The organism is Streptomyces sp. Sge12 (genome assembly GCF_002080455.1).
In the GTDB taxonomy this organism is placed as follows: Bacteria; Actinomycetota; Actinomycetes; order Streptomycetales; family Streptomycetaceae; genus Streptomyces.
Genome location: NZ_CP020555.1, coordinates 4,258,030 through 4,282,500, shown reverse-complemented (window position 1 = coordinate 4,282,500; position 24,471 = coordinate 4,258,030). Strand labels below are relative to the sequence as shown.

The following is a 24,471-nucleotide window of genomic DNA, read 5'->3' as shown; positions in this document are numbered from 1 at the left end:
TCACCACGTACGCGCTGTTCGGCATCGGCGAGGCCATGCTGTCGCCGACCCTGGCACCGCTCGTCGCCGACCTGGCGCCCGAGGGCTCGGTGGGCCAGTACAACTCGGCCTTCGCGCTGGTCAAGCAGATGGCGCTGGCGCTGGGACCGCTCGGGGTGCCGCTCGGTGCGGGCGTTCCGATGCTCTACATCGGGATCTTCGTGCTCGTCTCGCTCGGGATCGCGGCGCTGGCGCTGCGGCTCGGCAGGCGGCTGAGCCCCATGCAGGACAACCCGTGGATGGCGAGCCGGGTCGTGGCGCAGGGCGGTCCCGTCGCCGCGGTTGCTGCCGAGGACGTGGTCGTCGTGGAGCGCGTGCACGCGTAGGAACGTATGACCGTACGTATATATGTGCGGGAAGCAGGAAGGCCCCGGTCCGGGTGGATCGGGGCCTTCCTGCTTCTTCGGCTACTTGTCCGGCAGGGCGAACTCGCACCAGACGGCCTTGCCGCCGCCCGGGGTGCGGCGCGAGCCCCAGGAGGAGGCGATCGTGGCGATGATCGAGATGCCGCGGCCGGTCTCGTCGGCCGGTTCGGCACGGCGGCGGCGCGGCAGGTGGTCGTCCCCGTCGGTGACCTCGATGATCAGCCGGCGGTCGGTGCGGCGCAGGCGCAGCCGCATGGGCGGGGTGCCGTGCTGGAGGGAGTTCGCGACGAGCTCGCTGGCGGCGAGCACGCCGAGGTCGCAGAGCTCGACGGGGAACCGCCAGGAGGCGAGGACGCCCTGGGCGAAGGCGCGGGCGCGCGGGGCCGCTTCGATGCCGCCGAGGAGTTCCAGGGCTGCGTTGTGGAAGAGCTCGGCGTCCGATCCGGTGCGGGCGGGCTGCTGGAGGACCATCACGGCGACGTCGTCGTCGTGGTCGGCGTCCACGCCGAGGGCGCGCATCAGGCGGTCGCAGATGACGGCCGGGGTGCCCTGGGCGCCGGAGAGCGCGCGTTCCAGGGCGGCGACGCCTTCGTCGATGTCCTCACCGCGGCGTTCGACCAGGCCGTCGGTGTAGAGGACGGCGGTGGAGCCGGGGCCGAGCGCGATGGTGCCCGAGGTGTGCAGCCAGCCGCCGGTGCCGAGCGGTGGGCCGGTGGGGTCGGCGGCTCTGCGTACGGTGCCGTCCTCGTCTCGGACCAGGATCGGGAGGTGGCCTGCGGAGGCGTACGCGAGCAGGCCCTCGTTGGGGTCGTGGACGGCGTACACGCAGGTGGCGATCTGGCTGGCGTCGATCTCGGCGGCGAGGCCGTCGAGGAGCTGGAGCACCTCGTGCGGCGGGAGGTCGAGGCGGGCGTAGGCGCGGACGGCGGTGCGCAGCTGGCCCATGACGGCGGCGGCGCGCACGCCCCGGCCCATGACGTCGCCGATGACGAGGGCGGTGCGGCCGGCGCCGAGGGTGATGACGTCGTACCAGTCGCCGCCGACGGCCGCCTCGGTCCCGCCGGGCTGGTAGGTGGCGGCGACGCGCAGGTCGTCGGGCTGTTCCAGTTCCTGGGGGAGCAGGGAGCGCTGGAGGGTGACGGCGGCCTCGCGCTGGCGGCGCTCGCTGGCGCGGAGCCGTTCGACGGCTTCGGCGTGGTCGGTGACGTCGGCGAGGTGGATCAGGACGCCGGTGTGGTGGGGGTCGGGCTCGCCGTCGGTGTCGGACTTGGGGAACTCGACGGGGGTGCAGGTGACGGTGTACGAGCTGCCGCCGCCCGGTGCGGTGCGGTTCTTGGCGGTACGGGACTTGCCGCTGCGCTGGACCTGGTCGAGGAGCGGGAGGAGGCCGAGCTCGCCGAGTTCGGGGAGGGCCTCGTGGGCGGGGGCGCCGGGGGTGCGGGCGCCGAAGCCGGAGGTGTAGGCGTCGTTGACGTACGCGACACGGTGCTCGGGGCCGTGGACGAGGGCGACCAGGGCAGGGAGCCGGCCGAGGACCTCGCGTACGGAGAGCTCGTCGAGGGAGGGCACGGCGGTGAGCAGGCCCGTCCCGTGGGACGGAGCCGTGGCGGCACCCGAAGTCGTGCCGGTACCGGTACCGGTGCCACTGCTGCTGCCGGTGCCGCTGCCGCTGCCCGTCCCGCTGACCGTGGGGTCGGTGGGCCGGCCGTCGGCGGGCGCGGATCGCTCGGATCCGGGGTCGGGGCGGCCGCCGCGGGCTGCCGGGACGGCGCCTTCACCCCGCTTGGCCTGGGCGGCGGCGTGTTCGGACCGGGCGGCGGCGCGGCGCTGCGTTCCGGGAAACCGGGCGCTCCAGCGCGTGAAGTTCACTGCGTTCAAGCCTCGTGGTGTCGCGAGTGGTCGCTGTGTCGCTCGTGGGCGGTCGCTGACTGGACGATGTCACTCTGTGCAGGGGTGAGCCCACCTATGGTCACACGTCCAGTGTGGCCGACCGCACTGACAACGTCAGCCCTGGCCGTTCTGCGGGGGGTTGGGGGCGGGGGGCGGGGAAGGTGGCTTGGGGCCGCCGCCTGCGGCCAGTTCGAATTCTGCCCTGGGGTGTTCGAGGGAACCCAGGGAGACGATCTCACGCTTGAAGAGGCCCGAGAGGGTCCATTCGGCAAGGACGCGCATTTTGCGGTTGAAGCTGGGGACGCGGCTGAGGTGGTAGGCGCGGTGCATGAACCAGGCCGGGTAGGCCTTGATCTTGCGGCCGTAGATGTGGGCGACGCCGCGGTGCAGGCCGAGGGAGGCGACCGAGCCCGCGTACTTGTGGGCGTACTCGGTCAGGACCTCGTCGCGCAGGGCGGCGAGGAGGTTGTCGGCGAGGACCTTGGCCTGGCGGACCGCGTGCTGGGCGTTTGGGGCGCACTCGCTGCCCTTCTCGGCCGCGGTGATGTCGGGGACGGCGGCGGCGTCCCCCGCGGCCCAGGCGTGCTCGACGCCTTCGACGGTGAGGAAGGCGGTGCAGGACAGGCGGCCGTGTTCGTTCCTGGGGAGGTCGGAGGCGGCCAGGATGGGGTGCGGTTTGACGCCGGCGGTCCACACGACGGTGCGGGTGGGGAAGCGGGAGCCGTCGCTGAGGACGGCGACGCGGTCCTCGCAGGATTCGAGCCGGGTCTCCAGACGGACGTCGATGTTGCGGCGGCGCAGTTCGCGGATCGTGTAGACGCCCATGTCGGGGCCGACCTCGGGGAGGATCCGGTTGCTGGCTTCGACGAGGACCCACTTCATGTCCTCGGGCTTGATGTTGTGGTAGTACCGCGCCGCGTAACGGGCCATGTCCTCCAGCTCGCCGAGGGCCTCGACGCCCGCGAAGCCGCCGCCGACGAAGACGAAGGTGAGGGCGGCGTCGCGGAGGGCGGGATCGCGGGTGGAGGAGGCGATGTCCATCTGTTCGATCACGTGGTTGCGCAGGCCGATGGCTTCTTCGACCGTTTTGAATCCGATGCCGTAGTCGGCGAGTCCGGGGACGGGGAGGGTGCGGGAGATGGAGCCCGGGGCGAGGACGAGTTCGTCGTACTCCATCTCGACGGGGCCGGTGCCCTCGTCGGCGGTGGCGAGGGTTTTGACGGTCACCGTCCGTTTGGCGTGGTCGATGCGCTGGGCCTCGCCGATGACGATGCGGCACTTGCCGAGGACGCGGCGCAGCGGGACCACGACGTGGCGGGGGGAGATCGCGCCCGCGGCCGCTTCGGGGAGGAAGGGCTGGTACGTCATGTAGGGCTCGGCGCTGACCACCGTGACCTCGGCTTCGCCGGCTCTCAGCTTTCGCTGGAGGCGGAGAGCCGTATACATGCCGACGTAGCCGCCGCCGACGATCAGGATGCGCGTACGGGGCGGGGTACCGGGGGCCGTGCCCCGGGAGTTAGCAGCCTTCACCATCCCATGACGCAACGTGGCTGGGAGTTTGTCCACAGGCCCGACAAATTGTGTGACCGGAGGTGGCCCTGGGACGGGGTGGAAGAGGACCTCGGATCGTGGCGAAAGTGTGCAGGTCAGGCGGTGCGGAGGGGGAGATTCCGGAGGCTTGGACCGGAAAAATGGGGGTGAATGCTCCGATCGGGCGGTGCTCCGTCCGGGGCTGCCTCTTCTGAATTGACTCTGGCTCAACTATGTTCGTATCTCGTCGAGGAGTAGGACCGGGCCCGAGACCGTGGCCCCCTCGGCGTGAAGGCGGGGAGTGTCTCCGGGGGGAGACAAATGATTACCGGGGGATACATATGAACATTTCCGATTTCCATGGTTCTGCGACCACGCTCTCGGTCGAGAGCAGCGGACGCGGCATCGCGGGCAGCACCACGCACGGCGTAGGGCGGTCCACGCCGCTGCGCGTCGACGCCCAGCGCAATCTGGAGCACGTCCTGCGGGCGGCCCGTGAGGTCTTCGGCGAGCTCGGTTACGGGGCTCCGATGGAGGACGTGGCTCGCCGCGCCCGCGTCGGCGTCGGCACCGTGTACCGGCGCTTCCCGAGCAAGGACGTCCTGGTGCGGCGGATAGCCGAGGAGGAGACCACCCGGCTGACCGAGCAGGCCAAGGCCGCGCTGGGCCAGGAGGAGGAGCCGTGGCAGGCGCTGTCGCGCTTCCTGCGCACCTCCGTGGCCTCGGGCGCCGGGCGGCTGCTGCCGCCGCAGGTGCTGCGGGTCGGCTCGGCCGTCGAGGACGGTGCCGAGGAGGCGGAGCCCGCGCGCGTTCCGCACCAGAGGCAGGCCGGGGTGGGCGGCAGCGCTCTCGACCTGCGGGTCGGCGGCACGCGCCCCTCGCTCGAGGACGAGCCGTCCGACGACGCGGGTGCGGGCGCGCTGCTGGAGGTCGTCGGCCGGCTGGTGCACCGGGCACGGGAGGCCGGTGAGCTGCGTGCCGACGTCACGGTGGCCGATGTACTGCTGGTGATAGCGACGGCGGCGCCGGCGCTGCCCGATCCGGCGCAGCAGGCGGCGGCTTCGACCCGGCTGCTCGACATCCTGCTCGAAGGGCTGCGGTCCCGGACCGCGTGACCTCGGCGGGTCGGTGAGGGCCCGGTAGGGCGATTCGCCGGAATGTGCCCGGACGAGTGGATGGTGCGCCGAGGGGTTCGGCGCCCGTCCCCCGTGTGACACGCTTGACCGGTGGACCGGTTGAGTGTGTCGTGCGGGAGTCTCCGCGATGAGCGTTGACGGTCGGGAAGAGCCACTCGGTGGCGGCGGCAGCGACGTGGGGGCGGGCAGCCTGCCCGCCCGGCAGGTGCCGGCGCAACGCGGCCCGGGCGGGCGGCACGCACGCTCCTCGGGCCCTTCGGGACCCGGAGGCGCCGGGAGCGAGCTGCCGCCGTCCGACGGGGACTTGATCGCCCGGATGCGCGGCGGTGACGACGGTGCGTACGAGGAGCTGTTCCGTCGTCATGCCGATTCCGTGCGCCGCTACGCGCGGTCCTGCTGCCGGGACGGGCACACCGCCGACGACCTGACCGCCGAGGTGTTCGCGCGGACCCTCCAGGCGGTACGGGGCGGGGCCGGGCCGGACCAGTCGGTGCGGGCCTACCTGCTGACCACCGTGCGCAGGGTGGCCGCCGCCTGGGCGAAGACCGCCAAGCGGGAGCATCTCGTCGAGGACTTCGCCGTCTTCGCCGAGCAGGCCTCCACGGGTGCGGAGAGCGGGGCGGGGCTGTCCGGGCTGTCCGGGGACGACACGCTCGAACTGGGCGCGGACGTGCGGGCGATGCACGAGGCCGAGCAGTCACTGGCCATGCAGGCCTTCCGCAGCCTGCCCGAGCGGTGGCAGGCCGTGCTGTGGCACACCACCGTCGAGGAGGCGTCGCCGAGTGCGATCGCGCCGCTGTTCGGACTGAGCGCCAACGCGACCGCGGTGCTGGCCAGTCGGGCCCGGGAGGGCCTCAAACAGGCCTATCTGCAGGCGCATGTGAGTTCGGCGCTGAGTGAGGGCGGCGACTGCGCGCGGTACGCGGACCGGCTGGGCGCCTACGCGCGCGGCGGGCTGCGGATGCGGGCGGAGCGGGGGCTGCGCAAGCACTTGGAGGAGTGCGCGAAGTGCCGGCTGGCGGCCGGGGAGCTCCAGGACGTCAATGCGGGCATTCCGGCGCTGCTTCCGGTCGCGGTCATCGGGTGGTTCGCCGCCGGGTACGCGGCCAAGGCCGCCGGGGTGCTGGCCGGTGGGGCCGTCGCCGCGGGCGGGGCCGGGGCCGCGGCGGCCGTCGCGGGCGGGTCCACCGCGGGCGCTGGAACAGCCGCGGGCGCCGGAACGGCCGGGACAGCTGCGACGGCCGGGACGGCGGGTGCCGCCGGTGGTTCCGCCGGGGCGGGTGCCGCCGGTGGCGGGGCCGCCGGGGCGGGCGGCGGGAGCGGGGGCGCCGTGGCCGCCGAGGGGCTCGGGCTGCCGGCCAAGGCCGCCATCGCCGCCGGAATCGCGGTGGCCGCCGCTGCCGGGGTGGTGTTCGCGCTGACCGGCGACGATGCCGAGCCGCTGGCCCGGGCCAAGCCCGCGCCCACGGTCGCGGCGCCCGCGGCGCCACAGGCACCCGCCTCGCCGTCGGCCGAGCCGCAGCCGCCCGCGCCGGAGGTGCCGGCGCCGCGGGGCTCCGTAGCGCCGCGGCCGGGTCCGACGCCCTCGGCGCCGGTCTCCGCCGCTCCCGCGCCCTCGCCCTCCTCGTCGCCGTCGCCCTCCCCGAGCCGGGAGAAGGCCTCGCCCACGCCGTCCCCGGTCCGGCCCTCGCCGAAGCCGACGCCGACGCCGCCGTCACCGGCCCCGAAGCCGCCGCAGGGCTTCCCGCTGGCCGCGCTCGCGCACTCGGCGTACGGGGACCACAGCGGCCCGGAGCTGCAGACCTGGCGCAGCAGCTGGGTGTGGCAGCGCCGGGGGCTGGAGGTGGGCGGCCGGCGGTTCGCCCACGGCATCACGGTGAACTCGCGCTCCTCGGTGGAGATCGCCCTCAACCGGCAGTGCACGAGCTTCTCGGCGCAGGCCGGGGTGGACGGCCTGTCCGTGTTCACCGACGGCGCGGTGCGGTTCTCCGTATACGCCGACGGGCAGCGGGTGTGGCAGTCCGGGGCGCTCGGCCTCGGGGACCCGCCCGCGGCCGTTCAGGTCTCCCTCGCCGGGCGCAAGTCCCTGCGGCTGGTGGTCGAGCGGGCCGGGCCGGGCAGTCTGCCGACGCTGGCCAGCTGGGCGGACGCCGTCATCGGCTGCCGCTGAACTCCGCCGTCAGCGTTGCGGCCAGCGCCGCCGGGGTGAGCGCCGCGCCGGCCGCCTCCTCCCGGCGGTGCCGGTCGGCGCCGAGCAGGGCGCGGGTCCGCTCCGGCAGGCCGTCCACCGCGTCGCGCTCCGGCACCGAGCGCGGATGGCCCGCACGCCAGGCGGTGGCCGCCGCCAGGGACCGTACGGCCTCGGCCGGCAGGTCCGCGTCGGCCAGCAGCATGGCTGCCGCCTCGGCCATGCCGGCGAGGATGCGTTCGGCGCAGCGGGCGGTGACGGCGGCGGCGAGCGCGGGCCCGATCCTGGCCAGGCCGGCTGCCGGACCCTGTTCGCGGCCGGTCAGGACGGCGTCGACGGTGTCCAGCCCGGCGGTGAGCTGTGCCGGCACGGTGATCCGTTCGGCCTCGGCGCGGGCTCGGTCGCACTCCCTGCGGGCCCCGGCGGCGTCACCGCGCTGGAGGGCGACGAGTGCGGAAAGGAGCCCGGCGAAGGTGGCGACGTCGTACACCCCGCCGAAGCGGTCGGACGCCCTGGCGGCCTCCGCCAGGAGCTTTTCGGCGTCGTCGAGGTCCCCGGCGCAGTAGGCGGTCTCGGCGATCCGGGCGATGGCGAAGGGCGCCTCCACGCTGGCCCCGACCTCGCGGGCGAGGCGCAGGCACTCCTCGTACTCGACGCGGGCGTCGGCGTACCGGCCGCGCGAGAGGGCGACCTCCCCGGCGGCGCTCGCCACCTGGGCACGGGTCCAGCGGTCGCCGACCCGGTGGGCGATCTCGTGCAGCTCGGCGAGGTCGGCGTCGACGGCCGCCAGGCCGCCGGTGACGTCGATGGCGACGTGGGCGCGGAGCATGAGGACGATGCCGAGTTCCCATTCACCGGCGTGCGCACGGCAGTTGGCGACGGAACGGTCGAGGTCGGCGTGGAACTCGAGGGCGGTGCCGGTGAGGAAGGACGTCGCGGGCCAGAGCATCCCCGGGAAGCGGGTGGTCTCGGGTGAGCCGTGGCGGAAGGTGTCCTTGATGTGGGCGGCGAGGTCCTGGTAGGCGGGGGTGCGGAACCGGTCGGCGGAGTTGCTCTCCGCGAGCAGGAACATGTCGAGGACCTGGAGGCGCATGAAGCGCCAGTAGGCGGGGGTGCCCTCGGCGGGGATGTCGGGGGTGAGGGCGAGGATCCGGGTGGTCCACTCGGCGCCTTCGGCGCGGTAGTTGCGCAGCCACCAGAACCAGCCCAGGGCGAAGACGAGGCGCTGGGCGGCTTCGGTGTCGGCGTCCTCGACCGCGCTGGTGTGGAGGGCGGCGCGGAGGTTGTCGAGTTCGGTCTCGACGCGCCGGATCCAGGGGAGCTGGGCGGCGGAGCGGATGAGGGGTTCGGCTTCCTCGGCGAAGGCGAGGTAGTGGGCGGCGTGGCGGCGGGCGGTGTCCCGGGCGTCGGCCGGGTGGGCGGCGGCGCGCTCGCCGGCGTACTCGTGGATGGTTTCGAGCATGCGGTAGCGCATGCCGTGGTCCTCGTCGGGCTCGGCCAGGACGAGGGACTTGTCGACGAGGGAGCCGAGGATGTCGGCGGCGTCGTAGGGGGCCGGGTCGTGGGGGTCGGCGCAGACGGCCTCGGCCGCGGCGAGGTCGCAACCGCCGGCGAAGACGGACAGCCGGCGCAGGACGGTGCGTTCGGCCTCGTCGAGGAGGTCCCAGGACCAGTCGACGACGGCGCGCAGCGTCTGCTGGCGGGGCAGGACCGTACGGCTGCCGCTGGTCAGCAGCCGGAAGCGGTCGTCGAGGCGGTCCGCGATCTGCCGCGGGGTGAGCAGCCGCAGCCGGGCCGCGGCCAGCTCGATCGCGAGCGGCAGCCCGTCGAGGCGGGCGCAGATCTCGGCGACGGCGGCCGGGTCCTCCTCGGTGGGGCGGAGGCCGGGGCGGGCGGCGGCGCCGCGGTCGGCGAAGAGCCGGTGCGCCGGGGCGGGCGGCAGGGGCTCGACGGGGCGGACCGTCTCGCCCGGGACGCCGAGGGGTTCGCGGCTGGTGGCCAGGATCCGGACGCCCGGGCAGTGCGTGAGGAGGCGTTCGGCGAGCTCGGCGGCGGCTCCGATGACGTGCTCGCAGTTGTCGAGGACGAGGAGCAGGCGGCGGTGGGCGCAGTGTTCGATGAGGCGCGAGGTGGGGTCGGTGGCGGCCGGGGTCGGGGCCTCGCGGGCGACGAGGGAGCTCTCGCGCAGGCCGAGGGCGCTGAGGACGGCGCCGGGAACGGCAGCGGGGTGGTCCAGGCGGGCGAGTTCGACGATCCAGCCGGCTTCGTGGTGGGCAGCGGCGGCGTGTTCGGCGAGGCGGGTCTTTCCCGAACCGCCGGGGCCGGTGAGGGTGATGAGGCGCAGCCGGGACAGGTCGGTGTGGAGGGCGGCGAGTTCGGGCTCGCGGCCGACGAAGGAGGTCAGGCGGGGGCGGAGGTTCCCGCGGAGGACCTCGGGCCGGGCTTCGGGCCGGGCTTCGGACCGGGCCTCGGACCGGGCCTCGGACCGGGCCTCGGACCGGGCCTCGGGCACCGGCTGTGACGGCTGCTCCGGCTGCGGCGGCGGTGCCTGCGGGTGGAGGAGTTCCGCGTGCAGGGCGGCGAGTTCCGGGCCGGGATCGGTGCCCAGTCCGTCGGCGAGGGCGCGCCGCGTGGCCTCGTACGCGGCGAGGGCATCGGCCGGGCGGCCGGCGGCGCGCAGGGCCCGGAGCTGCTGCGCGCGCAGTGTTTCGTCGTACGGAGACTCCTGGATCAGGGTCTCGATCTCGGGCAGGAGTGTCGCCGGGGCGGTGGCGCCGCTGCGCAGGTCCGCCTCGATGCGCTGGCGGACGGCGCCGGAGCGCCGGGCCTCGGCGACGGCCGCACGGGCTGCGCGGGCGGGCTCGGGCAGGTCGGCGAGGGCGGGTCCGCGCCAGAGCGCGAGGGCGGTGCGCAGGGTGCGGGCGGCGGCCTCGGGGTCGGTGGACAGTTCCTGGCCGCCCCGGACCGCCAGCCGGTCGAACCGGTGCAGGTCGATGTCCTCGCGGGCGGCGGCCAGGAGGTAGCCGCCGGTGGGGGCGGAGTGGATGCTGTCGCGGCCGCCGAGGGCGCGGCGGAGCCGGGCGACGAGGGCCTGGAGGGCGGCGGGGGCGTCCTGCGGCGGGTCGTCGCCCCAGATGTCGTCGACGAGTTCGGCGACGGAGGCCGCGCGCCCGGCCCGGAGGGCGAGGGCGGCGAGGAGCGCGCGCAGGCGGGCGCCGCCGACGGGAAGGGGGGCGCCGGTCTCGTCGCGCGCCTCGGTGACGCCCAGGATGAGATACCGCACCGGGCAATTCTGCCTGGCTCGTTCGGGTGGTGGGGGCGGGGCGGGCCTCAGGTGATCGAGGTGTCCCCGTGGGCCTCCAGGAGGGTCCGCAGGGCCTGGGCGACGGAGGCGCAGGTGGCGGGGTCGAGCGGGGCGAGCATCTCGGCGTAACGGCGCAGGTGCTCGGTGATCATCGACTCGGTGAGCGCGAGGCTCCGTTCGGTCAGCCGGATGCGGACCGTGCGTCGGTCCTGGCCGTCCCGGATCCGCTCGACCAGGCCCTTGGCCTCCATGCGGTCGATGCGGTTGGTGATCGCGCCGGAGGTCACCATGGCGGCCGGGATGAGGGCGCCGGCGGTGAGCGCGTACGGCGGGCCGGAGCGACAGAGCGTGAAGAGGATGTCGAGCTCGCCCAGCTCCAGGTCGTTCTCGGCCGCGAAGGCCTTCTGGTGCCTGTCGATGACGCGGTTCATCCGCTGGATGCGGGCCATCACCTCCACGGGCCACAGGCCGGCCGCCAGATCGGGGCGCTCCGCCGTCCACTGGCCGACGATCGCGTCCACTGCGTCGCTCATGACGTGTTCCTCCATCGCTCGCGTCCCTCGCACCCCACCCCCGGGAGGATATCTCAACGTTGAGACACTTGACGTTGAGATGACTGGCTGTTTTTATCTCAACGTTGAGATTCTGAGCATTGAGATGGATCGGAGCGGGCGCCACCATGACCACTACCGCCGCCAACCGGGCCGCACCCGAGGCCCCAACCGCCACCGCCGGCTCCGCAGCCGCCACCCCCACGGCCGGCTCCGCCGCCCGGGTCGGCCCCGTCCCCGTGCTCTGGCTCGCCCTGCTGGCCACCCCCATGGCCGCCGGGGCCAACGCCCCCGTCCTGATCCTTCCGGACATGGCCCGCGCCCTCGGGGTGAGCGCTTCCACCGCCGGCTGGCTCGTCGCCGCCTACGCCTGGGCCATGGCCGTCGCCACCCCGCTGCTGGCCGGACTGCTGCGCCGCCGGGGCCTGCGGACGGCGCTCCGCTCGGCCGGCGCCCTCCTCGTCGTCGGCACCCTCCTCGTCGCCGCCTCCCCCTGGCTGCCGCTCACCCTCGCCGGGCGGGCCACCCAGGCCGCCGGCGGCGCCGGTCTGGCGGCGGTCGCGATGAGCCTGGCCGGCTCGGCCCGCCGGATGGGCGTGATCAGCGCGGGCTTCGGCATCCTGGGCGCCTGCGGCCCGCTGCTCGGCGCACAGCTGGCACAGGCCGTCTCCTGGCGCCTCTCGCTCTCCGTCTCCGTGATCGCGATCCTGGCGGTGCCGGCGGTGAGCCGGTACGCGGCGGCCCCGACGGCCACCCCGACCCCGCAGGACCGGTTCGACGCCCGCGGCGCAGCGCTGCTGGCGGCGCTCGCCACCGGCCTGGTCCTGCTGCCCCACGCAGCGGGCGCCGCCCTCGGCGTCGCGGCCCTCGCCGCCGCGCTGCTCACGCTCCACGTACGGCGGCGCCCCGACGGGTTCGTCCCGGCCGCGCTGATCCGCAAGCCGCTCTTCCTCGGCTCCGCACTCCTCGCGCTCGTGCTCTCGGGCTCGTACTTCACCCTGCTGTTCTCCGTACCCCGGCTGCTCGCCGACCGGGCGGGCTGGGACGTGGCCACCGCGGGCACCGGGCAGCTGGTGGCCCTGCTCACCGGGTCCGCGCTGTCCTGGCTGCTCGCCACGGCCTCGGCGCGCATGAGCCGGACGGCCGTCCGCGCGGTGCTGCTCGGCGCCGGCGCGCTGGCCGCGGCGACCGCGGCGTTCGCGGACCGGGGCCCGCTGCTGCTGGCCGCCACCATGGGCGGGGTGTTCGCGGCGACCGGGGCCAACGCCGTGCTGTCGATGCACGCCGCGTCGAGCGCGCCCGACCCCCAGCGCCCCACGGCCATCGGCCTGTTCGCCCTCTGCTACCAGCTGGGCGGGGCGTTCGGCCCGGCGCTCGCGACCGCCCTGGTGCTCGCCGCCTGAGCCGGACCGGCCCCGGCCACCGGGGCCGCGAGGGCCGTCGGGGCCCCCAAGGCGGTCAGGACCGTCAGGACGCTCGGGACCTTCAGGACCGTCGGGACCTTCAGGACAGCGCTGGCCGGTGCACGGGAACTCCCTCGGGCACCGCCCGGCGCCGCGCCGTGGACGTACCCGTCCAGCAGGTGCCGCGCCGGGCCAGCAGACGGCGCAACCACAGCTCCATGGAGACGAGTTCGGCGAGCCCGTCCAGCGGGACCGGACGTCCGTCCGCCGCGTCGAGCAGGGCCTGCCGCACCACCCGGGCCTCGATCAGCCCGGCGTCCGCGAGCAGCGGCGAGGCGAACAGGTCCAGCAGGTCGCCCAGGGCGGCGCGCAGCCCCAGCCGGGTCGCCGTCTCGTTCGGCGTACGGTCCGTGGCGCCCCAGCCCGGCGGGAACTCCCGCACCCCCGCCGAGGACAGGACGCTGCGCAGAATCGCGGCCCGGGCCCCGGGCTGGACCCGCAGCGACTCGGGCAGCGCGCGTGCGGCGCGTACGACCTGGTTGTCCAGGAAGGGGGCGTGCAGGCGCTGGCTGCGGACCTCCACGGCCTGCTCGAAGACCCGGTGGTCAGCGGCGTGGCGGGCGAGCAGCGAACGGGCGCGGGCCTCCCCCGGCCGCAGCGACAGCGGGGGCCGTCCTGCGGCGACGGTCAGACGGATCGATACTTCCGCCAGTGCCTCCCCCGTGAGCCAGCCCGCCGCCGGGCCCGGGCGGGACCAGGTGAGGGCGGCGAGGGAAGCGTCCACCGGACCGGTGGTGCGCTCGGGGACCCCGCCCTCGCGGAGCCGGGCCGCGGCGGCCTCCATGCCCGCGCGGTACGTCGTACGGGCAAGTCTTCGGGCTGCCGAGTACACCGTGAGCGGGACCAGCAGGGACTCCCCGGAGGCTCCGGAGGCCGAGGCCGAACGGGCCAGTGCCGCCACCGGGCGCAGCAGGTGCCGCCGCCGCCGGTCCAGCAGCAGGTCGGCCATCCGCGCCGGGTGGGCGTCGAGCACCTGGCGGGCTCCGTGGCCGGTGAAGTGGTCGGCCGAGCCGGCCGCCAGGCGGCGCCGCTCACGGGCCGCGAAGACCAGCGAGGGGCCGGGTTCGTCGGTGAGCGGGCCGTCGAGTTCGGCGTACGGGAGGGCCTCCGCGGCGGCGGCCACCACGACGTGGTGCAGGCGCGGGTCGGCCGCGATGGCCCTGGCCCGTTCCAGTTCGGCCTCGCGCCCCTGCGGGGTGGCCAGGTCGTTGAAGGTGACGGCCAGCAGCCGCGCCCCGGCGGGGCTCAGCAGGGTGCCCGGGGCGCCCGGCAGGCCGGCGGCCAGCAGCGCCAGCGTCGCGGAGGCGCTGCCGCCGGAGAGGTCGGCGCCCACCCCGGGGGCGGGAGCGCCGCGCGCGGCCCGCCGGTCGGCGGGGCCCATTCCGGGCACGGGGCCGGGATCGTACGGCGGGGCTGCGTCGGGAGCATGCCGCGGAGCCGTGAGCCGGGCGCGCACGGCATCCACCAACGCTTCCCGTACGCCCTCCACCGCCCGTTCGGCATCGGCCTCGGGGGCGGCCACCGCCAGCGAGGCGACCTGCTCGTAGCCGGTGATCTCGCGGGAGCCCTCGCGCAGGATGAGCGCGTGCCCGGGCGGGATGCGCCGCACCCCGGCGTACGGTGTGCCGTCGCCCAGCGCCTCGGGACTGTCGGGGCAGGCCAGCAGGGCCGCGAGGTGGCCGATGTCGAGCTGCGCCTCGATGAGGTCGGCGAGCGGGAGGGCGGCGGTGGCGTACGCCGTGCCGCTCGCCCACGGGGTGTAGAAGACGGGCCGGGCGCCGGCGAGGTCGCCGAGGACGGTGATCCGGCGGCCGGCCTGGACGACGGCGGTGTAGCTGCCGGACCACTGGGTGAGGTGGCGCAGCGCGCCGCCGCGGGCGGCGTAGAGGGCGCGGCGCAGTTCGGCGTCGGTGGCACCGCAGCAGCCGAGGACCGCGAGCCGGGTGAAGGGGTCGGCGGGGTCGGCGGTGAGGGTGCGGATCTCGTCGGGGCGCCAGTCGCCGACGGCCCAGAGGGGGTCGGGGTCGCCCCAGAGCAGCTGGGCGCCGACGGGGTGGACGGTGCGTTCCGCGTCCGCGCCCGGGTCGCCGGGGTGGGCGGCGTCCGCGATCCCGCCGCGCAGGGGCGCGCCGCCGTCGCCGTATCCGCCCTGGCCGGAGCCTTGGCCGGGGCCCTGGCCCAGGCCCTGTCCGGAGATCCGTCCGGCCGTGCCGAAGCTCGCGGCGATACTGCTCCAACCCACCAACCAGCGCACCGCCGCCTCCCCAGCCCGTGGGCACATGACCGGGGCACAGGCAGGACGGACGGCGCTGGGCGCGCGGCCGCGGGACCCCGGGTGGCTCGGGGTCCATGCTGCCACGGGACAGGCGTGCGAGAGTGGTTAAAGGGGGCGCACACGCAAAGGAACACGCCCCGGCCACGCGGTATTTGGCGTTCCGTTCCCACCGCCCCATAGGTCGCTTTCAGCCATTCTTCGGCTGCCGGAAGAGCCGTCGCGGGCGGCCGGCGCTCACCGCGGGGGCGCGGTCCGGGAGGCGGAATCCGCCCCCCGGCCCGTTCCGCCACCCGCGGGGATTGAGGCAGCGGCATCCCCCGACCCGCCCGGTCCAGGCGGCGGGCCGACCCACGCACCGCACATCGAATCGCCGGGTCCCGGGACCGGCCAGAGCGCACGGGCGGGCGCACGGCCACACGGACGGAGCACGCGATGACACGTGCGCCCCGCCTGTGGGTCCGGGGCGGACTGTGCAAACGGACAACAATCCCGCCATACGGAAGTAAGGGCCTTAACGCTTGGGAGGCGGGGAACTACGCTGGGTTTACGAAATGCCGGGCGCCTATGCCCCGGCGGCGTCTGCGTTCCGCGTGTGACGAGGGGTGGCGCATGTCCAGGGAGCTCCGCGAGCCCAATGAGAAGCTCGGCGCCGTCCTCGCCCTCGCGGGCATCAGCAACGCCGGGCTGGCCCGGCGGGTCAACGACCTCGGCGCGCAGCGCGGCCTGACGCTCCGGTACGACAAGACGTCGGTGGCCCGGTGGGTGTCGAAGGGGATGGTGCCCCAGGGCGCCGCCCCGCATCTGATCGCCGCCGCCATCGGCGCGAAGCTGGGGCGGCCGGTACCGCTGCACGAGATCGGGCTGGCGGACGCGGATCCCGCGCCCGAGGTCGGCCTGGCCTTCCCGCGCGACGTGGGCGCGGCGGTGCGCTCGGCCACCGACCTCTACCGGCTCGACCTCGCCGGACGCCGCGGCGGTGGCGGGATCTGGCAATCGCTCGCGGGCTCCTTCTCCGTGGCGGCCTACGCGACGCCCGCCTCGCGCTGGCTGATATCTCCCGCCGACAGCTCGGTGGCCCGCGAACCGGCGGGCTCGGCTGCGCACCGCGCGGACCGTCACCCGGCGCACGACTCCACCGCCGGTACGGCGGACACCTCTGCGACGGGCGCCTCGGCGGCGGGCACCTCCGCGGCGGACGAACCCGCGGCGCAGCACTCCATGGTCCAGAGCCCCGTATCCGCGACCTCCTCGGCTCATGACGCGCCGGCGCACGAGGCGACGGCGGCAGGTCCCCGGTCCGTTCCGGACGGCCGCACGACCGGACCGGCGACGGGCCCGATGACAGGCTCGATGACAGGTCCGGCGACCGGCTCGGCGGCGAGCCCGGCGGCAGGCCCGGCGTCCGGCCCGCCGTCCACCGTTGTGCCCGCCCAGACCGGCGCCGAAACGCCGCGCGACCACGGGCAGCGGGTGGGCCACAGCGATGTGACGAAGCTGCGCGAGGCGGCCGAGGACGCGCGCCGCTGGGACTCCAAGTACGGCGGCGGGGACTGGCGTTCGTCGATGGTCCCCGAATGCCTGCGGGTGGACGCGGCGCCGCTCCTGCTCGGCTCGTACACCGACGAGGTGGGCCGCGCGCTGTTCGGTGCGACCGCCGAACTGACCCGGCTGGCCGGGTGGATGGCCTTCGACACCGGGCAGCAGGAGGCGGCGCAGCGCTACTACATCCAGGCGCTGCGGCTCGCCCGCGCGGCCGCGGACGTACCGCTGGGCGGTTACGTGCTGGCCTCGATGTCGCTGCAGGCGACCTACCGGGACTTCCCCGACGAGGGCGTGGACCTCGCGCAGGCGGCCGTGGAGCGCAACCGGGGCCTGGCCACCGCCCGCACCATGAGCTTCTTCCGGCTGGTCGAGGCGCGGGCGCACGCGAAGGCGGGCGATTCGGCGGCCGCCGGGGCGGCGCTGCGGGCGGCGGAGGGCTGGCTGGAGCGGTCCCGAGCGGGCGATCCGGATCCGACCTGGCTGGGTTTCTACTCGTACGACCGTTTCGCGGCGGATGCCGCCGAGTGCTACCGGGACCTCAAACTGCCCCGGCAGGTGCGGCGCTTCACCGAACAGGCCCTGTCCCGGCCCACCGAGGAGTACGTACGGTCCCACGGGCTGCGGCTGGTGGTGAGCGCGGTCGCCGAGCTGGAGTCGGGCAACCTCGACGCGGCGTGCGCGGCGGGCACCCGGGCGGTGGAGGTGGCGGGCCGGATCTCCTCGGCACGGACGACCGAATACGTACGGGACCTGCTGCACCGCCTGGAACCGTACGGGGACGAGCCGCGTGTGGCGGAGCTGAGGGAGCGGGCCCGGCCGCTGTTGGTGGCGCCGGCGTAGGACCCGTCTTCCGGGGGCCGCGTGGCCGCGTTGTCGGTGCCGGGGTGCAGTATGCAGGGGTGGGAGGTGTCAGCGTGGGTGGCGGCGTGGACTGCGATGTGCTGGTGATCGGCGGCGGGATCGTCGGCCTGTCGACGGCGCATGCTTTGTCGCGCCTGGCTCCGGGGACCAGGGTCGTGGTCCTGGAGAAGGAGTCGGGTCCGGCCCGGCACCAGACGGGCCGCAACAGCGGGGTGATCCACAGCGGGATCTACTACCGCCCGGGCTCCCTGAAGGCGCGCTTCGCGGTGAGCGGGGCCGCCGAGATGGTCAAGTTCTGCGCGGAGCACGGGATCCCGCACGAGGTGACGGGCAAGCTGATCGTCGCCACGGAGCGGGAGGAGCTGCCGCGGCTGCACGCCCTGGTCCAGCGCGGCCGGGAGAACGGCATCCCGGTGCGCGAGCTGGGCCCGGCGCAGATCACGGAGTACGAACCGCAGGTGCGGGGGCTCGCCGCGATTCACGTCGGCAGCACCGGCATCGTGGACTACGGCAGGGTGACGGCCCAGCTGGCGGAGTCCTCGGGCGCGGAGATCGTCTACGGCGGCGCGGTCGACCTGATCTCCCGCCGGGCCTCGGCCGTGGCCGTGCGCACCACGTCCGGGCTGGTGGTCCGGGCCCGGGTGCTGGTGAACTGCGCGGGCCTCCAGTGCGACCGGATCGCCCGCCTGGCCGGGGACGACCCGGGCATGCGGATCGTCCCGTTCCGCGGCGAGTACTACGACCTGGCCCGCCCCGAACTGGTCCGCGGGCTGGTCTACCCGGTGCCCGACCCGGCGTTCCCCTTCCTCGGGGTGCACCTGACCCGGGGCATCGGCGGCGGCGTCCACGTCGGGCCCAATGCCGTGCCCGCGCTGGCCCGCGAGGGCTACGCCTGGTCGACGGTGCGGCCCCGGGACATCGCGGACGAGCTCGCCTGGCCGGGATCCTGGCGGATGGCCGCCCGGCACTGGCGGTACGGGACGGGCGAGATCCACCGCTCGCTGTCGAAGCAGGCCTTCACCCGGGCGGTACGGCGCCTGCTGCCGGCCGTCACCTCCGCGGACCTGCACCCCGCCGCGGCCGGCGTCCGCGCGCAGGCCGTGCTGCGGGACGGCACGCTGGTGGACGACTTCCTGATCCGTGACGCCCCGCGCACGGTCCACGTCCTCAACGCCCCCTCGCCCGCGGCCACGGCTTCGCTGCCGATCGGCCGTGAGATCGCGACCCGGGCCCTGCGGACCCTCGGCTCGGCCTGAGCACTGCTCCGGGGACGGTGCGGGAGCCGCTCGCGCGGCGGCTCCCGCACCCCCCGTCGTAGAATCAGCGCATTGTGTCTGAGTCCCTGAACCCCCAGTCGCCCCGCCTCCCGGACGCCGCGCCGGAGGCGAATTCGTACGTGCCGCCCAAGTGGCGCACCGAGCCCCGCTTCCCCGACGGGCCCGCGCCGGACCCGGCCGGCTCGCACCACGAGCGGCGGATCCGGAGCTTCCAGCCCCGTCGCAGCCGGGTCACCACCGGCCAGGGCGAGGCCCTGAAGCGCCTGTGGGGCACCTGGGGCCTGGACATCGACGGCCACGAGGTCATCGACCTCAAGGCACTCTTCGACGGCCTCCCGGTCGTCCTGGAGATCGGCTTCGGCATGGGCGAGGCCACGGCCCAGATGGCCGCCGACGACCCCGGCACCGGAATCCTCGCCGCCGACGTGCACACCCCCGGGCAGGGCAACCTCCTCGCCCTCGCCGAGCGCGGCGGCATGACCAACATCCGGGTGGCCAACGGCGACGCCATCATCCTGCTCCGCGAGATGCTGCCGCCCGACTCCCTCGCCGGTATGCGCGTGTACTTCCCGGACCCGTGGCCCAAGGCCCGCCACCACAAGCGCCGGCTGATCCAGCCCGAGTTCCTGACGCTGGCCGCCACCCGCCTGGCGCCCGGGGCCGTACTGCACTGCGCCACCGACTGGGAGCCGTACGCCGAGCAGATGCTCGAAGTGCTCACCGCGCACCCGGACTTCGAGAACACGCAGCCCGACGGCGGCTTCTCGCCGCGCCCCGCGTTCCGGCCGCTCACCCGCTTCGAGGGCCAGGGCCTCGACAAGGGCCACCTCGTACACGACTTGCTCTTCCGTCGCAGGGAGAACTGACAAGGTCACCGCGCGTGTCAGAGCGGCTCGCTAGGGTCATGGTGTGTTCCGAGCGCTCCGCCCTGTGCGCGCACGTCCGTCCGGCACGATCCGCACGTGCGTGCTCCTCGCCCTGCTCGCCGCCACCGGGATCGCCATCCTCGAACTCGTCCGGGAGCAGACCGGTACCTCCGGGTTCTTCGTCGGTCTCGGCCTGGCCCTGCTGCCGGTGGCCCCGCTCATGGCGGCCTTCCGGTGGCTGGGCCGGGCCGCGCCCGCACCCTGGTCGCAGCTGCTGTTCTGCTTCGGCTGGGGTGCCTGCACCGCGGCACTGATCGCGATACTGGCCAACAACTTCGCCACCGAGTGGATAGCCGCGGCCACCGCCGACGCCTCCGCCGCCGATCACCTCGGCTCGGTGGCCATCGCGCCGGTGGTGGAGGAGAGCGCCAAGGCGGCGGCCCTGCTGCTGGTGTTCGCCTTCCGAAGACGGCACTTCACCGGACCCGCCGACGGGTTCGTGGTGGCCGGCTTCACCGCCACCGGGTTCGCCTTCACCGAGAACATCCTCTACCTCGGCAACGCCTTCGTGGAGGACCTCGCCGAGGACAGCGGCGCACTGGAATCGGTGACGGCGGCGACCTTCTTCGTGCGGATAGTGCTGTCGCCGTTCGCGCACCCGCTGTTCACGGTGCTCACCGGGCTCGGCTTCGGCGTGGCGGCGGTCAGCGCCCGCCGCTCGCGCAGGATCTTCCTGCCGCTGCTCGGCCTGGCGCTGGCCATGGGCATGCACGCGCTGTGGAACGGCTCCTCGCAGTTCGGGGAGCACGGCTTCTACGTGGTCTACGCGTGCGTGATGGTCCCGGCGTTCGGGCTGCTGGTGTGGCTGGCGGTGCGGATACGGCGCGACCGGCTGCGGGCCGTCGCCCGGGAACTCTCGCTGTACGCGGCCGCGGGCTGGCTCGGCCCGGCCGAGGTGCCGGCCCTGGCCTCGATGCCGGCCCGGTCACTGGCCCGCGCCCTGGCCCGCCGCAGCGGCGGCCGGGCCGCCGGCCGCACGGTCGCCCGCTACGAGGCGGACGCGGCCGCCCTGGCCCTGCTGCGGAACCGGGCGCGGCGCGGCGGCCCCGTACGGGAGCGGGACTTCGCGGGCCGGGAGCGGGAGTTGCTGCACCGGCTCTGGCAGGGCCGCGCGACGGCGGGTCCCGCGCTGGCCCGGGCAGCGGTCATGGAGGAGCTGGTTCCGCCGTGGTTCGATCCCCTGGCCCCGGTGGGCGCGCGGGCGGACGTACCCCGCCCGCGGCGGGTGGCGGGAGCCCCGCCGGCACCGGCCGCTGCACCCGCCTCGGCACCGGCCGCAGCCCCGGACCCGGGACTCAGACGTTCAGGCCCTTGGAGTTCAGCCACGCCAGCGGGTCCATCGTCGATCCGCCCTTGCGTACTTCCAGGTGGAGATGGGGTCCGGTGACGTTGCCGGTGGCGCCGACGCGGCCGATGGTCTCGCCGGCGCCCACCGTTCCGGAGGTCACCGACATCGAGGAGAGGTGGCAGTACCAGATCTCCGTGCCGTCCGGCAGCTCCAGCACGATCCGGTAGCCGTACGCGCCGGACCAGCCGGCCGAGGTGATCTTTCCGCCGGAGACGGCCTTGGCGGGCGTGCCGGTCGGGGCCGCGAAGTCCAGGCCGGTGTGGTGGCCGGAGGACCACATGGAGCCGGAGTCCCCGTAGTGCGAGGTGAGGGTGTAGGCGGAGGTGGGCAGGGAGTAGCTGCCGGCCGGTTTGGCCAGGCGCTCCTGCTCGGCCTTCTGCGCGGCGGCCTTCTCGGCGGCTTCCTCCGCGGCCTTCGCCTCGGCCTGGGCCTTCGCCTCCTCGGCCGCCTTGCGCGCCGCTTCCAGCTTCTCCTTGGCCTCCTGGGCAGCGGCCTGCTGCGCCGCCTGTTCGGCCTCCGCCCGGGCCTTGGCCCCGGCGGCGTCCTGCTGGGACTCGGCCTGCTGGAGGATGCGGTTGCGCAGCACCTCACCGGCGTCCGCGCCGTGGACGGACTGCTGCGTCATGATCCCCGTGCGCTCGCCCGCCGCCCGGGCCGCGGCGCCCGAACCGCCGTCGTCCTGCTGCGACTTGTCGCCGCTCACCAGGTCGGGCAGGGACGGCATGGATATCGCGACCTGGGGCCGGTCCTGCGCGGTGGCGATGCCACCGGCACCGACCGCCGCGATGACGCCGACACCGAGCACGGTGGAGCTGCGGGCAAGTCCCCCGCGCTGCTTGGCGACCCGGTGCTTGCCCCGGACCGGTCGCACCGAATCCTCGGTGGGATTCCACTCGCCCCAGGCACCCGCGGTGGGCGGCTCCTGGATCTCGGTGCCTTCAGGGGCAGGCAAGTTGGAGGCCACCGGGGCACACTCCTCGATTACGCGCGTGGGCGCGCGAGCACGGCGCCGTCTCTTGCGACGGCTGGGACGACCGCGCTGCGTTATCGAAAGGTAATAGACGGAGGGGAGTGATTCCAAGCTTCTCCGCTTGATCGTTCACAGCAATCAGCCACTCACTGACTGGCTTTGGCCACACCTTTCTCCAGCAAAACCACCCCAACTGGGGCAAAAATCAATTGACTCCCTTATCTCTTCAGCCACAGAGCCCCCGTGACGGATCGTCAGCTCCCTTGCTGAGCGCGTTCTTTCCACTACGCATGGTCACGTCGCGTCGTCCCGGGGCACCACCGGCACGGTCAGGCGCCGCTCCGGCTCCCGCTCCCCCGGGCGCCCCACCGCGAGCAGCGCCATGTCGTCCGTCGCCCCGCCGCCCGTATGCCGGCGCACATCACTGCTGAGCGCACTGAGCAGGGCCTGCGGGCCGGGGAAGACGCGCCCGCGCAGCCGGGCCGCCGGATCGTAGAAGTTCCCCGCCCCGTCCCGGGCCTCGGTGAGCCCGTCCGTGAACAGCAGCAGGGTGGTCCCCGCCGGGAAGGCCCACTCCTGCACCAGGTCCGGCCAGCCCCCCAGCTCCCCCATCCCGAGCGGCAGGGCGGGCTCCGCCGGGGCGAGGACCGCCAGCTCACCGTTCGCGTGCAGCAGCAGCGGCGCGGGGTGGCCCCGGTTGAGCAGCCGCAGCCCGCTCGCGCCCGGCGGGATCTCCCCGAGCACGCACGTCGTGAACCCCTCCACCGCGTCCAGGCTGTCGCGCCGGGTGCCCTCACGGGTCAGCGCCCGCTCCAGCCGCTGGGCCAGCGCCTCCAGCGTGGGCTCGGTGTCCGCCGCCTCCCGGAACGCCCCCAGGACCACCGCGACGGCCTCCACCGCCCCGAGCCCCTTGCCCCGTACGTCGCCCACCGCGAGCCGCACCCCGAAGGGGGTCTCCTGGACGGCGTACAGGTCGCCGCCGATGAAGGCGTCCGCCTGCGCGGCCTCGTACCAGGCCGATACGTGCAGCCCCCCGATGCGCTCGGCGGGCTCGGGCAGCACCGCCCGCTGCGCGGCCTCGGCGATCCCGCGCGCCGAGGCGAGCTGCTCGCCGCTGCGCCGCACCACTCGGTTGATCAGGAGCGCCAGCCCGGAGACCGTCAGGACGGTGGCCAGTTCGGTCATCGCCTCGACCTTCCAGCCCGTGCCGCCGATGATCTGCAGCACGAACACCGCGAGGACGGCCAGGGCGCCGGTCGCGGCCGTGGCGCGGAGCGTGAAGAGCGGGGCGGCGATCAGCGGGGCCGCGGTGAAGAACGGGGATCCGGTGAAGCTGGGCGGGGTCAGCAGGTTGAAGACGATCCCGAAGGCGATCAGGGCGGCCGGCAGCACCCGGACCACGCGGCGGGCCGCACCGCTGCCGGCGCCACCCGCACGTCCCACGCGTCCCGCACGTCCCGTACGCCCCGCACGTCCACCGCCGTTGCCCTGCCGGCCCAGCCCCACCACGCTCTCACCTGCCGCCCGGTCCGTCGCACGGGTGCGGGCCCGCTGCCGCCTCGCCCCTCAAGGCTGGCGGCAGGAGGCCGCGTACGGCGACCCGGCGGCGGCCGGACGGGTGAGGGAGCGCGAGAGGACGAGCGCCGGGAACACGCGGAAGGGGAACACGACGAAGGCCCGGTTCCTGGTGAGGAACCGGGCCTTCGTACTGAGTAGCGGGGACAGGATTTGAACCTGCGACCTCTGGGTTATGAGCCCAGCGAGCTACCGAGCTGCTCCACCCCGCGTCGGTAAACACAACTCTACGCCATCCGGGGGGAGCCCTTCGCCAATTAACCGCCGCACCGCCCTCAGATGCACATCACCGCAGGTCAAAGGCCCAAAACCGGACCAGAACCGGCCGCGGACCACCCCCTCGCGAACGAAGATTGCTCGTGCGTGGGGCGCCGTCAGGCAGCGCGATCGCGGCGGCGGGTCAGGACGCGGGTGGTGCTCCCGTCGTCCTCCCGCACGACCCGGACGTGGCTGAAGCCGATGCGCTCCAGCAGGACCAGGGAGGCCGTGTTGGACTCGGCCACGGTGGCGTGCACCTCGGCCAGGCCGAGGGCGTCGAAGCCGTACGCGACGATCGCCTCGGCGATCTCGGTGCCGAGGCCCGCTCCCCAGGCCTCGGGTGCCAGCGCGTAGATGATCTCGTGCCCGCCGACCGCGTCGGTCCGCTTGATCTCGGCATGCCCGACCAGCCGGCCGTCCCGCCGTACCGCCCAGACGTCGAAGAGGTTCTCGGCGTAGACCTTCGTGAAGACCCGTCCGAAGAGCGCCCGGTCCTCGGCCTCCGTGGCGGTACCGTCCCCCATCCACCGGGACACCCGGACGTCCTGGAAGAGGGCGACGAACCCTTCCTCGTCCTCGGGGGTGTACGGGTCGAGGAGCAGCCGCTCGGTGCGCAGAACAGGGGTCATGGTCATCGACGCTACCGGCCCGGTAGGGCGGCCTCACCGGGTTTTCCGGCCCTGAGCAAGGACGGACCACCTGCCGTGACGATGCGCCAGGTGATGCTGGATCATCCCGGCCGCAGCCTGGACGACATCGCAACCAGCCGCACATCACCACCTCTGCGCACCTGACCCGGAAATGGCTGAGCGCCCCACCCGGCCGAAACGGGGTGGGGCGCTCAGTAGCAGGTCAGAGGTGGGAACCTCCGCCTGCGAGCGGTAGGCCATGTCGGACTCGAACCGACAACCAACGGATTAAAAGTCCGCTGCTCTGCCAATTGAGCTAATGGCCCTCCAGGTGCTCACCCCAG

Annotated in this window: 16 protein-coding genes and 2 tRNA genes (1 of these 18 only partly in view); 8 read left to right on the top strand and 10 right to left on the bottom strand. The window is 74.5% G+C overall.

The genetic code is table 11. The annotated features are described in order from the left end of the window. A protein-coding gene (locus B6R96_RS19145) for an MFS transporter (RefSeq protein WP_081525156.1) crosses the window boundary here: on the top strand, window positions 1-365 show its 3' end. It extends 940 nt beyond the left edge of the window; the window shows 365 of its 1,305 coding nt (coding positions 941-1,305); the start codon falls outside the window, past its left edge; its stop codon occupies window positions 363-365. A gap of 81 nt (window positions 366-446) precedes the next feature. On the opposite strand, the gene B6R96_RS19140 is transcribed toward B6R96_RS19145, so the two are convergent. Together B6R96_RS19140 and B6R96_RS19135 are read right to left on the bottom strand one after the other, a co-directional pair. Beyond that, a complete protein-coding gene (locus B6R96_RS19140; protein WP_081523039.1) occupies window positions 447-2,273 on the bottom strand; it encodes an ATP-binding SpoIIE family protein phosphatase in 1,827 nt (608 codons plus the stop codon). 135 nt (window positions 2,274-2,408) lie between these two features. Next, a complete protein-coding gene (locus B6R96_RS19135; RefSeq protein WP_053705425.1) occupies window positions 2,409-3,827 on the bottom strand; it encodes an NAD(P)/FAD-dependent oxidoreductase in 1,419 nt (472 codons plus the stop codon). Between the two features lie 338 nt (window positions 3,828-4,165). On the opposite strand from B6R96_RS19135, the gene B6R96_RS19130 reads away from it, so the two are divergent. Beyond that, the gene (locus B6R96_RS19130; RefSeq protein WP_081523038.1) at window positions 4,166-4,939 is read left to right on the top strand and encodes a TetR/AcrR family transcriptional regulator; all 774 of its coding nucleotides are present in this window, start codon (window positions 4,166-4,168) and stop codon (window positions 4,937-4,939) included. A gap of 148 nt (window positions 4,940-5,087) precedes the next feature. Next, window positions 5,088-7,130 carry a sigma-70 family RNA polymerase sigma factor gene (locus B6R96_RS19125; RefSeq protein ID WP_081523037.1) on the top strand — a complete coding sequence of 681 codons (2,043 nt, stop codon included), beginning with the start codon at window positions 5,088-5,090 and terminating at the stop codon, window positions 7,128-7,130. Here the strand turns inward: B6R96_RS19125 and B6R96_RS19120 are convergent. Then, window positions 7,114-10,431, bottom strand: coding sequence for an AfsR/SARP family transcriptional regulator (locus B6R96_RS19120; protein ID WP_081523036.1), 3,318 nt, complete (start codon window positions 10,429-10,431; stop codon window positions 7,114-7,116). The genes B6R96_RS19125 and B6R96_RS19120 overlap by 17 nt on opposite strands. Window positions 10,432-10,478: 47 nt before the next feature. Next, entirely contained in the window at window positions 10,479-10,985 is a 507-nt protein-coding gene (locus B6R96_RS19115) for a MarR family winged helix-turn-helix transcriptional regulator (RefSeq protein ID WP_081525155.1), read from the bottom strand. Between the two features lie 146 nt (window positions 10,986-11,131). On the opposite strand from B6R96_RS19115, the gene B6R96_RS19110 reads away from it, so the two are divergent. Continuing rightward, window positions 11,132-12,406: an MFS transporter gene (locus tag B6R96_RS19110; protein WP_081523035.1), complete on the top strand. Its 1,275-nt coding sequence runs from the start codon at window positions 11,132-11,134 to the stop codon at window positions 12,404-12,406. A 100-nt stretch (window positions 12,407-12,506) separates the two neighbouring features. Here the strand turns inward: B6R96_RS19110 and B6R96_RS19105 are convergent, their stop codons facing one another. Continuing rightward, window positions 12,507-14,720 (bottom strand): asparagine synthase-related protein, encoded by a 2,214-nt coding sequence (locus tag B6R96_RS19105; protein ID WP_234432037.1) that lies wholly within the window; start codon window positions 14,718-14,720, stop codon window positions 12,507-12,509. Between the two features lie 630 nt (window positions 14,721-15,350). On the opposite strand from B6R96_RS19105, the gene B6R96_RS19100 reads away from it, so the two are divergent. The 4 genes from B6R96_RS19100 to B6R96_RS19085 all read left to right on the top strand — a co-directional run bounded on the left by B6R96_RS19100 (window position 15,351) and on the right by B6R96_RS19085 (window position 20,734). Further along, a complete protein-coding gene (locus B6R96_RS19100) occupies window positions 15,351-17,123 on the top strand; it encodes a sporulation protein (RefSeq protein ID WP_081523034.1) in 1,773 nt (590 codons plus the stop codon). Between the two features lie 44 nt (window positions 17,124-17,167). Next, complete coding sequence (lhgO, locus tag B6R96_RS19095) at window positions 17,168-18,400, top strand: L-2-hydroxyglutarate oxidase (protein ID WP_199918084.1); 1,233 nt, start codon at window positions 17,168-17,170, stop codon at window positions 18,398-18,400. Between the two features lie 140 nt (window positions 18,401-18,540). Beyond that, complete coding sequence (trmB, locus tag B6R96_RS19090) at window positions 18,541-19,287, top strand: tRNA (guanosine(46)-N7)-methyltransferase TrmB (protein WP_234432038.1); 747 nt, start codon at window positions 18,541-18,543, stop codon at window positions 19,285-19,287. 64 nt (window positions 19,288-19,351) lie between these two features. Then, window positions 19,352-20,734 (top strand): PrsW family intramembrane metalloprotease, encoded by a 1,383-nt coding sequence (locus tag B6R96_RS19085; RefSeq protein ID WP_265737246.1) that lies wholly within the window; start codon window positions 19,352-19,354, stop codon window positions 20,732-20,734. On the opposite strand, the gene B6R96_RS19080 is transcribed toward B6R96_RS19085, so the two are convergent. The 5 genes from B6R96_RS19080 to B6R96_RS19060 all read right to left on the bottom strand — a co-directional run bounded on the left by B6R96_RS19080 (window position 20,643) and on the right by B6R96_RS19060 (window position 24,453). Then, on the bottom strand, window positions 20,643-21,659 hold the full coding sequence (locus tag B6R96_RS19080) for a M23 family metallopeptidase (protein WP_081523032.1): 1,017 nt from the start codon (window positions 21,657-21,659) through the stop codon (window positions 20,643-20,645). The genes B6R96_RS19085 and B6R96_RS19080 overlap by 92 nt on opposite strands. 300 nt (window positions 21,660-21,959) lie before the next feature. After that, window positions 21,960-23,174 carry a PP2C family protein-serine/threonine phosphatase gene (locus B6R96_RS19075; RefSeq protein ID WP_079405395.1) on the bottom strand — a complete coding sequence of 405 codons (1,215 nt, stop codon included), beginning with the start codon at window positions 23,172-23,174 and terminating at the stop codon, window positions 21,960-21,962. 204 nt (window positions 23,175-23,378) lie between these two features. After that, a tRNA-Met gene (locus B6R96_RS19070) sits at window positions 23,379-23,452 on the bottom strand. 162 nt (window positions 23,453-23,614) lie between these two features. Further along, window positions 23,615-24,127, bottom strand: a complete 513-nt coding sequence (locus B6R96_RS19065) for a GNAT family N-acetyltransferase (protein WP_081525154.1) — start codon at window positions 24,125-24,127, stop codon at window positions 23,615-23,617. Window positions 24,128-24,380: 253 nt separating this feature from the next. Further along, a tRNA-Lys gene (locus B6R96_RS19060) sits at window positions 24,381-24,453 on the bottom strand. Window positions 24,454-24,471: the final 18 nt, after the last annotated feature.